Genomic DNA, 12,031 nt, shown 5'->3' on the forward strand with positions numbered 1-12,031 from the left:
GTCCAACCCCGGCGCCAGGCGACCACGAGCACCAACTCGTGGTTTTTCGTTTCACGCAAAGGTCCGCACATCCAGGCAACCCGACAATCAGACATCAAGGACAACCCATGAACACCCAGGAAATGCTCCGCATCATCGATTCCATCGCTCGCGATCGAAACATCGATCGATCCCTCCTCCTCAATGACCTCGAGCAGGCCATGGTCTCTGCCGCACGAAAGTACTTCAACACGCTCGACCTCGAAGAGTTCACCTGCACTGTCGATCCCATGGACGGCAAGATCGCCCTCTTCCGCCATGGCGAGCCGATGGAGATGCCCCCCGAAACTTTCGGCCGCATCGCCGCCCAGACCTTCAAGCAGGTGATGATCCAGAAGTTCCGCGAGAACGAGCGATCCAGCATCTTCGAGGAATACTCCAAGCGCATGGGTGAGATCATCACCGGCACCGCCCAGCGATACGAGGGCGGCTCTCTCGTCATCCAACTCGATGGCCGAGCCGAAGGCTTCATGCCCCGCAGCGAGCAAATCCCCGGCGAGCAGTTCAACGCCGGCGATCGTGTACGCTGCCTCATCCTCGACGTCCGCGACGCCGGGAGCCAGGTCAAGATCGTCCTCTCTCGAGGTAATCCCGATCTCATCAAGCGACTCTTCGAGGTCGAGGTCCCCGAGGTCGCCGAGAAGATCATCGAGATCAAGGCCATGGCCCGCGAGGCCGGCTATCGAACCAAGATCGCCGTCGCCAGCCTCGATAGCAAGGTCGACGCCGTCGGCGCCTGCGTCGGCGTCCGCGGTAGCCGCATCAAGAACATCGTCGACGAGCTCAACGGCGAGAAGATCGACATCGTCCGCTGGAACGAGTCCAGCCAGATCCTCATCCAGAACGCCCTCAAGCCCGCCGAGGTCGCCGAGATCTCGCTCTGCTTCGAGCTCGGCCGCGCCACCGTCGTCGTCCGCGATGACCAACTCTCCCTCGCCATCGGCAAGCGTGGACAGAACGTCCGCCTCGCCGCAAGGCTCACCGGCTGGGACGTGGACATCCTCACCCCCGAGGAGTTCAACAAGGGCCTCGAGGTCATGAGCCAGACCCTCCAATCCATCGAGGGCGTCACCGAGGAGATGGTCGACAAACTCGGAGCCATGGGCATGGTCAGCGTCTTCGATATCGAAGAGGTTGGGCCCGAAGTCCTGGAGCAGGAACTCACCATCGACAACGAACTCGCCGAGCGCATCGTCGAGACCGCCGCCACCCGCGCCAAGGAAGTCGCGATCGAGCAGCAGAAGGCCAAGGAGGAGAAGGAGCGTCTCGCCCGCGAGGCCGCCCTCGCCGGGCCCGTCGAGGCCGGCGAGCAGGCCGCTGACGCCATCCTCGGCGCCACGTCCCCGCCCCCCGAGCCTGCCACGGAATCCACCACCGAAACCAAGCCCGATGCCGACGCGGATTCCAGAGCCGCGGACATCCTCGGCCAGGGCTGATGCTCTTCATTCACCTCCCCACACCAACACCCCATCCACGCACACTGTTGAGTTGAGACCACGACCGTCCGGAGTAACGCCCTTTGGCAAAACGCGTATTCGAGTTGGCGAAAGAACTGGGAATCGATTCTAAGGCCATCGTGGCCAAGTGCCACGCCGAGGGAATCTCCAAGGACACCATCAAGGGTCACATGTCCAGCATCTCCGCCGGACTCGAGATGACCATCCGTGAGTGGTTCTCCGAGGCGACCCACGGCACGACCGCCGTCGAGAACGCCGCTCCCGTGGACCTCGAAAAGGTTCGCGTCGCCAAGCCCTCGCGTCGGAAGGCCGCCGCCAAGAAGGCCGACGAGGTCGATGCGCCGGAATCCGTCGAATCCGCAGTCGCCGTCGAAGACGCACCCGCTGCTCCAAAGTCGCGTTCTCGCACCAAGACAACGCCCATCTCCTCCGACGGCGCTCCCGAGCCACACTCGCAGGCCAATGCAGATCCAAAGCCCGAACTACCCAAGCCCGAAGCCCCCGTCGAAGTCGTCGATCCAGGCACGCTCGCGGCCACCAAGATCATGCCCACCATGCCGGTCTCGGAGCCAAAGGCCCCCGAAACCAAGGCTCCCGAAGCCAAGCCCGCCGAGACCACGGTCCGTCCTGCCGCCGTCGCCGACAAGCCGGCAACCACTCCTCCACCACGAGATGGTGGCTCCGCCGCGCCAACTCCAACACGCAAGACACCATCGGCCCCGCCTGCGCCCATGAATGTTCCGCGTCGGCCCAAGGTCATCGCCCCTGCGGGACCGCAACTCGAAGTCCGCTCTCCCGTCAAACTCGCGGGCCCCAAGATCGTCCGCGTTGAAGCGCCGGAACAGATCGAAGCCCCGCGCCCACGCCGCGCACCCGCGGGACCTGGCGGTCCCTCGCGAGGCCCGCGCACCGGGGCGGGCGCCGGCGGCCCGGCCTTTGACGATGACTCAGGCCGCAACTCCCGTCGTCGGGGCGCTGGTGCCGGTGCAGGCGCCTCAGGCCCCAACAACAAACGCTCCAGCGGCACAGGCGTCCCCGACAAGCGCCGAGGCCGCTCCGGCACAGACTGGGTCGGCTCCACCCAGGGCATCTTCTCCGAGCAGGACCTCATCGAGCGCGAGGCGCGCCTCGCCCGCGCCGGCGGCTTCGTCAAGAAGCACAAGCAGGACCTGCGTCGTCCCGGCCAGGGCATGCGCGACGCCGGCCCCAAGGACACCAAGGTCAAGATCGCCGCACCCTTCACCATCAAGGACCTCTCCGCCGCCACAGGCGTCAAGGCCGCAGAGATCGTCAAGAAACTCTTCCTCCAGGGCGTCATGGCCACCGTCAACTCCGGCATCGACCCCGTGAAGGCCCAGGAGATCATGATCGACTTCAACCTCGAACTCGAGGTTGTCGAGGCCAAGACCGCCGAAGAAGCCGTCAGCGCCCAGTACGAGAGCCGTGACTCCGTCGACCAGAGGCCCCGCGGCCCCGTCGTCACCATCCTCGGGCACGTCGACCACGGCAAGACCAGCCTCCTCGACAAGATCCGAAACGCCAACGTCGCCGCGGGCGAGGCGGGCGGCATCACCCAGCGCACCAGCGCCTTCCGAGTCCCTCTCACCGTCGCCGGCGAGCAGAAGGAAGTCGTCTTCCTCGACACGCCGGGCCACGAGGCCTTCACCTCCATGCGCTCTCGCGGCGCCAACATGACCGACGTGGTCGTCCTCGTGGTCTCTGCGCCCGAGGGCGTCATGCCTCAGACCATTGAGAGCATCAGCCACGCCAAGGCCGCAGGCGTCCCCATCGTCGTCGCCCTCAACAAGATCGACCGCCCCGACGCCACCGAGGCCCAGATCCAGAAAACCCTCGGCCAACTCGCCGAACATGGCCTCAACCCTGTCGATTGGGGCGGCGACACCGAGGTCGTCAAGACCTCCGCCACCACAGGCCAGGGCATCCCCGAACTCCTCGAAACTCTCGACTACCAGGCCCAACTCAAGGAACTCAAAGCCGACTTCGGCGGGCACGCGCGAGGCACCGTCATCGAGGCCCGCACCGAGGAAGGCCGGGGCACCGTCGCCAGCCTCCTCGTCCAGGATGGCGAACTCAGCGTCGGCGACTTCGTCGTCGCCGGGCGCGGCTTCGGCCGAATCCGCGAGATCCTCGACGACCGCGGCACGCGCATCAAAGCCGCCACGCCGCCGATGCCTGTCCTCATCTCCGGCATCGACGAGGTCCCCGACGCCGGCGATAAGTTCTATGTCGTCGACTCCCTCAAAGAGGCCCAGGAAGCCGCCGACCAGCGCCGCCAGCGCGAGCGTCAGGCCCGCCTCGCCCAGCCCAAGGTCACCCTCGACTCCCTCTTCGGGCAGATCGCCGACAAGGACATCAAGGAGATCCTCGTCGTCCTCAAGGTCGCCGAGCAAGGCACCGCCGACGTCCTCAAGGCCGAGTGCGAGAAGGTCAAAGGCGACGAGGTCAAGGTCCGCGTCCTCCACGCCGCCGTCGGCGGGATCACCGAGAGCGACGTCGTCCTCGCCGACGCCTCCAAGGCCATCGTCATCGGCTTCAACGTCATCCCCTCGGGCAAGGCCCGCTCCGTCGCCGAGCAGAAGGGCGTTGAGATCCGAACCTACCAGGTCATCTACGAGATCGTGGACGACCTCAGGAAGGCCGCCGAAGGACTCCTCACCCCCGAACTCCGCCAGGAGATCCTGGGCCACGCCGAGGTCCGAAAGGTCTTCAAGGTCACCAGGGTCGGCAACATCGCCGGCTGCTACGTCACCGACGGCACCGTCCAGCGCGACGCCTTCATCCGCGTCACCCGCAACGGCGTTGTCATCGAGAACGACCGCAAACTCGCCCAACTCAAACGCGTCAAGGACGACGCCAAGGAAGTCCGCGCTGGCATGGAATGCGGCATGAAGATCGACGGCTACGACGACATCAAGGAGGGCGACGTCCTCGAGTGCTACAAGCGAGTCGAGGTCAAGAGAACGCTCTAATACCCGCGAGTGGGAATGCTCATCGCCATCCTCCAGTTCGACCTCCTCATCCATGGCTCCACGTCCCTCAAGGACAAGCGCCGAGTCGTCTCCTCCGTCAAGGACCGCCTCCACCGCGAGCACATGGCCGCCGTCGCCGAAATCGGATCGCTCGAGAGCCACTCCGTCGCCCGCCTCGGACTCGCCCTCGTCGGCAGCGACGAAAAATACCTCGCCCAGACCCTCGACCGAATCGCCCTCAAACTTCGTGCTCTCCACGACGCCGAACTGGGTGATTGCCGCCGAGACATCATCGCCGGCCGCGAGCCAGACGAAATGGACCCCGTCGAGATTGACCTGCCCGACCCCTTCCTCGCCCAGGAACTCCTCCGCCACGCCGACTCAACCAACTCGGACCACAAAGCCCCGTGAGCCACAGACCAGAACAACTCGCCTCCAGCATCCACCACGCCATCCAGCAGGTCCTCGCCAAAGGCCTCAGCGATCCCCGCGTCTCCGGCCTCATCACCATCACCAGCGTCAAAGTCTCCAAAGACCTCCGCGACGCCACGATTCTTTTCTCCGTCCTCCCCGAAGATCGCCAGGATCTCACGCTTCATGGCCTGCGCAACGCCGAACGCCACATCCGTCGCCAGGCCGGCGAACTCATCGACATCCGCCAACTCCCCGCCTTCCACTTCAAACTCGACGTCACGCCAAAGAAGCAGGCCGCCGTTCTCGAAAGCCTCGAGCGCGTCCGCGAAGAGCACAACTCTCCGACCGCCCCGGGCTTCTCCTCCACGCCCCAGCCGGATCCAGACCGCGGAGCCACCCACTGATGGACACCGCGGGCCACAAAGCCCTCGACGCCCTCCTCGCGCGTCTCGCCAAAGACTTTGGTGATTTCCCACACCCCGCGCCTCCGCTCAACGACACCATCCCAAAGGGACTCGCGCTCGTCCACCACCTCCTCTACGACCTCCTCCTCTTCGAGGCCTCCATCGCCCAGGCCGATGCCGCCTATCCGAAACTCGTCGCCGGCGTCGTCTCGCTCAACGACCTCCGCGTCACCACCCCCGACGAGATCCACGCCCTGCTCGGCGACAAGTACCCACTCGGCCTGGAGCGCGCCACCAGAATCCGCTATGTCCTTTGGGACATCCACAAGCGCTTCCACGCCATCGACCTCGCGCCGGTTCTCGAACTCCCCAAGCGCGACGCCCGAGCCCTCCTCGAGTCGCTCGAGGGTGTTCCCCCTTTCGTCGCCCACCGCCTCGCCCTCCTCCGCCTCGACATCCACGCCTTTCCCGTGGACGATCGCCTCGCCACGCTCCTCCATTCCAACAACGTCATCGACGACGCGCACGCTCCGCTCGACAAGGCCTCCTCCTTCCTCGAGCACCACATCCGCGCCGCCGACGCCACCAAGGCCCACGCCCTCCTCCAGGCCTGGTCCGACCGCGACGGCAAAGCCCCTCGCGGCGATCGGGGGCTCGCCATACGCCCGCTCTTCGAACTCGAACAGGTCGACCACGCGGTCGCTCAGTCCGCACGGACGTCCTTGAAACGCACCAACAACGCCAAGTCCAAGCACGCTCCCCAATCCCAACCCAAGCCCCAGTCGCAGTCCCAGTCGCCATCACGCCGGAGGCCAAAGCCGTGACCACACGCCAAGGCCTCCAACCCACGCGTGTCGCTGTCTCCGCACTCGTCCTCCTCGTGCTTGCCTCACTCCTCTCGATCCATCTTGTCATCACTCCTCGACTCACACATGCGAGCACGCGCGCCGCAGATCCCATCGCCGACATTCGCGCGTCCGCGCAGCGCGAGCACGAGTTGCCAATCACACCCGTCAACATCGAACCACCGCCCATCATCGACCCCGCGGACATCAAGCCCGTCGCACCCGACGACCCCCGCGCCCACGTCCCTGCCGACGATGCCCTCGCCGAACTCTCGCGCGATCTGCCCGTCCCCTCCGTGGAACGATCCACTACCGCGCCGCGCGACGCCCTCCACCACTACGTCGACGCCCGCCTAGCCCTTGTCGAGCGCCGCACCCAGGACGCCATTGCGGAGTTTCAACTCGCCGCAAAGGCCGATCCCAACGCCCCCGAGATCTGGGCCTGCCTCGCCGACGCCTACCGCGCCGCCTCGCGCGAGAGCGACGCCGCCCGCGCTCTCTCTCGCGCCGTTGAACTCGGTCTCTCTACGCCCAACGCCCACTGGTTCCTCGCCAAGGACGCCGCCATCGCGCGCATCGTCCCCCTCGCCGCCCACCATCTCCTTCGCGCGCGCGAGTCGCTCAAGCCCGGCAGCGATCCCGCCCTCTCCCACCTCATCGCCTTCGACGCCGCACAACTCCTCGAAGGCCAGTCCTACCTCGCCGCCGCACGCGACCAACTCTCCCTCGCCCTCGATCTCCCGCCCCCGGCCCAGTTCCGCACCGAGTTCCGCCCCGAGATCGCCGAGGTGTATCGACGCTCCGCCGAACTCACCGTCCGCCAGGGTGATCTCTCCCTCCGCCTCGGCGATCACGCCGATGCCCTGAACGCCTACGCCAAAGCCGCCACCACGCCGGGCCTCGATCAAGGCCAGGCCCTTCCTCGCCTCGTCCTCGCCAACCTCCGCGCAGGCCGACCCAACAGCGCCGCCATCTCCCTCCTCGACAGCATCACCACTTCCAACAGCCCCATCACCGATCGACACGAGGCCCTCGCCTTCTATCTCGCCCGGCACGTCCCTGATACCGAGACCTTCGCCAACGCCATCGCCCAGGCCGCACGCGACAGCCAGTCCACACCCAACGCCAAACGCTCAGCCAGCGCGGCGGCCCGTGCCGACATCCTCGCTGCCGCCGTCGCCTCACGGCCCCAGGCCTCCGCCATCCTGAAGATCGCCCTCATCGCAAACCCCGACGACCCCGCTCTCGCCGTAGCGTTCCTCCGTCTCCACGCCGTGGACGACTCGTCTCTCGTCTCCGCCGCCGCCGCCGATCCCGTCGCCATCGCCGATGATCTCGTCGCCCTCACCAAGTCCTCGCCAGAGCACGCCCCGCTCTACGCCTCCATCACCGCCGTCCAGGGCGTTGCCCTCGAGTCCATCCTCCGCCAACTCCAGTCCCGCGATTCCGACGACGCCGCGGCCCTTTCCCGACTCTGGCTCCTCGACGCCCTCGCGATGGACCGTCTCGCGCTCGACGAGGCCCTCGCCCGCGACTGGTCCAAGCTCTTCTCCACCGCCGCAACCTATGCCCAGGCCCGCCTCGCCGACAACCTCGCCGAGCGCGACACCCGCGCCACGGCCATCGACAAACTCAAATCCATCGACACGCCGGCTGGTCGCCGCCTCCTCGCCCAGATGCTGCAACGCCGCCGCGAGTTCGCCGCCGCCGCAGACGCCGTCAAACCCCTCGCCGAGCGCGACGATCCCGCCCTCGCCGATCTCCTCATCTATTCCAGCAGCCTCGCCCTCGACGGCAGCACGAACGACGCCAAAGCCGCGCTCAACCGCGCCATCGCCCTCGACCCCGCCGACGATCGCCCGCGCGAGGCCCTCATCACCATCCTCTCCACGCCCGCCACCCAATCCCAACTCTTGGACGCCGCCCGCGACCTCCGCGCGGCCTCGCCCTCCAGCAGGCTCCTCCGCCTCCTCACCATCCGTGATCTCATCTCCCGCAATCTCGTCGACCAGGCCGAGCAACCACTCTTCGATCTCGCCGCCAGCGACCAGGCCACGCCCGGCGTCTACGACCTCCTCGCCTCCCTCGCCGCCAAGGCCGCGCGCCCCAGCCCCGCCATCCGCGACCGCGCCGAACTCTTCCTCCGCGACCTCCGCGCCCGCCGCCCCGACTCGGCCCCCATCACCAGCGCCCTCGCCGTCACACTCGCCGCAGACTCCACGGACGCCGCCAAGGCCCGCGAGGCCGAGTCTCTCCTCGCCGACTTCACCGCGCGATTCCCCATCCCCGAACTCCAGCGCCTCCGCGAGCGGATCATCCGCGATCGCCTCGCCGACTCCGCCGCCGCCGACGCCCTCCAACTCGAGCGCCTCACCCACGCGCCCCCCACCACCGAGAACACCCTCGAGCACATCGATCTCCTCGTCCGCACCAACCAACTCAAGGACCTCCCCGCCGTCGTGAGCACCGCGCTCGCCGATCGCGACGCCCTCGCCCCGGCCCAACTCGCCGTCCTTCGCTCCCTCATTACCAGAATCCGCGTCTTCGAGGGCAAAAAGGCCGTCCTCCAACCCGCCCAGGCCGCCGCCCTCGCCGACGCCCTCGATGCCCTCGCCGCCGATGGCCTCTCCCGCGATGCCGAACTCCTCCGCCTCCAGGCCACCGTCGTTGGCCATCCCGACGACGCCAAACGCCTCGTGACCGCCATTCACGCCGCCGCCATCGCGATTCCCGATCTCCCCGAGGACACCCTCGCCGAGTTCGTCTCCCAGGCGCTCCTCTTCCAGTCCAAATCGAGATCCCTGCTCGACTTCGCCCAAGCACTCTTCGAAGCCGAACCCACAAACGAGACTCGTCTCTATATCTGGTTCAACGCCATCGCCACCGTCGGCGACCACACCGACGCCAAACGCATCGCCGACACGCTCTCCGGCGAGATCCTCACCACCGCCGCCACCCTGGCCCAGGCCACACCGGGCGATGCCAAAGTCCTGTCCACCGTCGATCAGCGTGCCGAAGTCGTCTATGGCCTCGCCCGATTCATGTTCGCCAACACTCGAGAGCAGGCCGCCCTCGACACGCTCCGCCTCGTCCTTGAGTACAACCCGCGCCACGCCCTCGCCCTCAACGATCTCGGCTACAACCTCCTCGAATCCAAAGAGCATCTCGACGAGGCCGCCGATGCCATCGAGCGCGCTCATGCCGCATCTCCCAACGACCACCACATCGTCGACTCGCTCGCGTGGCTGCGCTACCACCAGGGCCGCCTCGCCGACACGCCCGAAGGCCCGGGCGCGATCACGCTCCTCCGCCGTGCCGCCAAACTCGCCGAGGACGAGAACGAACCAAACCCCGAAGTCCTCGGCCACCTCGGCGACGCCCTCTGGCGCTCCGGCGAGAAGGACGCCGCGATCAAGGCCTGGCGCGACGCCGCCAAACTCGCCCAGCCGTACATCTCCATGTTCGAGGCTCCGCTCCCCGACCCGATCGATCCCGACCCGGAGCAGCAGAAACTCGTGGACATGGAACGCGCCCGCCGCAAGAAGTTTCTCGAGGAGTACCGCGCCCACGCCCTCAAGGCCGCCGACGCACAGGCCGGCCGCGAGCCCCAGCTTCCGCCGCAGATCCTGCTTCCGAAAGCACCGTCGCCATAATCACACATTTCGTTCAAAGATTGCATGGAGGTTGTTTCTTTGGCCGGCCACAACAAATGGAGCAAGATCAAGCACCGCAAGGCCGTCGTGGACAAACGCCGCGGCAAGGTGTGGACCAAGATCGCCAAGACCATCATCGTCGCGGCGAAGAACGGCGGCGGCGACCCGGACTCCAACCTCGCTCTCCGCTACGCCATCGACGAGGCCCGCTACGCCAACATGCCGCGGGACACCATCGAGCGCGCCATCAAAAAGGGCGCCGGCGGCGGCGACACCTCGACCTACGAGACCATCCGCTATGAGGGCTACGGCCCCGGCGGCGTCGCCATCATCGTCGACGCCCTCACCGACAACCGCACGCGCACCATCACCGACGTCCGCACCACCTTCACCAAGTTCGACGGCAACGTCGGCGCTTCCGGCTGCGTGGCGTACATGTTCCAGCACCTCGGGCGGATCTCCATCGACGCGAAGGGCGTCGACGAGGAGCGCCTGATGGAGGTCGCGCTCGAGGGCGGCGCGACGGATGTTCTGCCGCCCGATGATCCCGTGGAGGATCAGCCCGCAACGTGGACGGTGATCACGCCGGCGCAGGCCTTCCAGGAGGCGAAGTCGTGTCTGACCGCCGCCGGATTCGGCATCACCGACGCCCTACTCGCGATGGTCCCCGACACGACGACGGCCCTCTCCGCCGACGCCGCGGCCGACCTCGAATCGCTCGTGGAGATGCTCGAGGACCTCGACGACGTGCAGGCGGTCTTTACCAACGCGGAGTGATTCCGTTCGTCGAGCCGCGGATTCTTCGTCCTGCACGATCAGAGTATTGCAGACAGGACTACGACCACCAATAACAACAGCACACAAAGGAAACCCAAAGACGCTATTGCCGTCAAGGTGAACAGGGTGGCGAATCGCGAGATTCGGTTCGAACGTCTCTGTGTCTGACGCAGTGCGAATCGCAGGTTGAACACGAGAAGTGGATAGCCGACAAGGATTCCCGACGGGACGTAGAGAATCAAGACGAAGAACACGACGCTCGCCACGACCGTGGTTGTGTCGGAACTCAGGATGGTTTCGATGTTCATTCCGAGTGTTGCGAGACCGATGAGGACAACGGAGGTCGCGGACCACCATGCGCCGAACCACGCAAGGCTGGCATTGATTTCTTCTCGCTTCGCGGAAACAGGTCGCGTGCCCGGGGTGTTGGCCCATGACTCGGTGCTGGCCGGGTTGAAGTGTCGGCCGCATTCGGGGCATCTGTAGTTTCGTGCTGCGGGGTCTCCGGACGCATCCTCGACTGGTTCGATGCCGACGAGGTTGTACGCGCAATTGAGGCAGTACATCCGACCATCGTACCGTATAAATCTGAATTCATGCCGCCAATGTCTCTCGCTCGAAGACCTCGACGACGTGCAGGCGGTCTTTACCAACGCGGAGTGATCACGAGGGGCCGCCTCTGCGGGCCGGCCTCTTTCGCTCCTCCCCGCCCCTCGACAGATCGACCGCTCGCCGCACGCTACAGAATCGTCTTCATCACCATCACAAACGCCACCCACGCGACCATGACCCCCAGCATCACCATCCACCCCGGCACCCGCCCCTCCCGCTCCGCGTGCCGAGCCCGAAAGTAGTTCCACGTCCGCGGATCCTCCGGCCCAAACTCCCGCCCGCACTCCGGGCACGTGGCCCTGCCATCGGCCCGCCGCGCCCCCTCCAGCCCCCGCAACTTGTATCCGCAGCCCTTGCAGTACATCGAATCATCGTACCGCGACACGCCGCCCTCACGCCGCGGCCATCTCGCGATCGTTCGTCTCCGTGATCCGCACCGGCGAGACCACTCCAACGCCCCCGGCCATCCCGCCCCCCATCCCGCCCCCCACCCCCCCACCGCGCCCCTGAACCACACCGTCAGCACCGCCGACGCCGCCCCACGCGCCGCCCCGAGCGGGCGGTCACCATGTACTCCACCTGCATCGCCCCGGCGGGGATCGTCGCGTCGATGAACATCCGTTCGCCCACCGTCGCGATCGAGGCGAATCCATCGGCGGCCGCTACCATCCCCCCCGCGCCCTCGACCGCCGTTCTTCCATCCGCCATCAACATCTTGCCACAACGCGCGGGCCTGGTCAGTTCTGACGAGGCCGCTGCGTTCCGGGCGCCACTCGTGTGTCCCCCCACGCTCCGTGAGACTGGGTACTTCTTTACGCATACCAAACGCCTACCGATTCC

At 66.5% G+C, this 12,031-nt stretch carries 10 protein-coding genes; 7 read left to right on the forward strand and 3 right to left on the reverse strand.

What is annotated here, in order from left to right:
- Window positions 1–107: 107 nt before the first annotated feature.
- The 7 genes from nusA (at window position 108) to IPK69_13695 (ending at window position 10,579) form a co-directional block, all read left to right on the forward strand.
- A complete protein-coding gene (nusA, locus tag IPK69_13665) occupies window positions 108–1,475 on the forward strand; it encodes a transcription termination/antitermination protein NusA (protein QQS08999.1) in 1,368 nt (455 codons plus the stop codon).
- Window positions 1,476–1,558: 83 nt separating this feature from the next.
- Window positions 1,559–4,486, forward strand: a complete 2,928-nt coding sequence (gene infB / locus IPK69_13670) for a translation initiation factor IF-2 (protein QQS09000.1) — start codon at window positions 1,559–1,561, stop codon at window positions 4,484–4,486.
- Between the two features lie 15 nt (window positions 4,487–4,501).
- On the forward strand, window positions 4,502–4,897 hold the full coding sequence (locus IPK69_13675; protein QQS09001.1) for a DUF503 domain-containing protein: 396 nt from the start codon (window positions 4,502–4,504) through the stop codon (window positions 4,895–4,897).
- On the forward strand, window positions 4,894–5,304 hold the full coding sequence (gene rbfA / locus IPK69_13680; protein QQS09002.1) for a 30S ribosome-binding factor RbfA: 411 nt from the start codon (window positions 4,894–4,896) through the stop codon (window positions 5,302–5,304). Before IPK69_13675 ends, rbfA begins: the two co-directional genes overlap by 4 nt.
- Window positions 5,304–6,128: a hypothetical protein gene (locus IPK69_13685; protein ID QQS09003.1), complete on the forward strand. Its 825-nt coding sequence runs from the start codon at window positions 5,304–5,306 to the stop codon at window positions 6,126–6,128. Before rbfA ends, IPK69_13685 begins: the two co-directional genes overlap by 1 nt.
- Complete coding sequence (locus IPK69_13690; GenBank protein QQS09004.1) at window positions 6,125–9,802, forward strand: hypothetical protein; 3,678 nt, start codon at window positions 6,125–6,127, stop codon at window positions 9,800–9,802. The genes IPK69_13685 and IPK69_13690 overlap by 4 nt, the downstream gene beginning before the upstream one ends.
- 39 nt (window positions 9,803–9,841) lie before the next feature.
- A complete protein-coding gene (locus IPK69_13695) occupies window positions 9,842–10,579 on the forward strand; it encodes a YebC/PmpR family DNA-binding transcriptional regulator (protein QQS09005.1) in 738 nt (245 codons plus the stop codon).
- 38 nt (window positions 10,580–10,617) lie between these two features.
- On the opposite strand, the gene IPK69_13700 is transcribed toward IPK69_13695, so the two are convergent.
- The 3 genes from IPK69_13700 to IPK69_13710 all read right to left on the reverse strand — a co-directional run bounded on the left by IPK69_13700 (window position 10,618) and on the right by IPK69_13710 (window position 11,899).
- Window positions 10,618–11,145 carry a hypothetical protein gene (locus IPK69_13700; protein ID QQS09006.1) on the reverse strand — a complete coding sequence of 176 codons (528 nt, stop codon included), beginning with the start codon at window positions 11,143–11,145 and terminating at the stop codon, window positions 10,618–10,620.
- 173 nt (window positions 11,146–11,318) lie between these two features.
- Window positions 11,319–11,555: a hypothetical protein gene (locus IPK69_13705; GenBank protein ID QQS09007.1), complete on the reverse strand. Its 237-nt coding sequence runs from the start codon at window positions 11,553–11,555 to the stop codon at window positions 11,319–11,321.
- 155 nt (window positions 11,556–11,710) lie between these two features.
- Window positions 11,711–11,899: a hypothetical protein gene (locus IPK69_13710; protein ID QQS09008.1), complete on the reverse strand. Its 189-nt coding sequence runs from the start codon at window positions 11,897–11,899 to the stop codon at window positions 11,711–11,713.
- Window positions 11,900–12,031 lie beyond the last annotated feature (132 nt).

Source organism: Phycisphaerales bacterium, from assembly GCA_016699835.1.
Taxonomy (GTDB): Bacteria; Planctomycetota; Phycisphaerae; order Phycisphaerales; family UBA1924.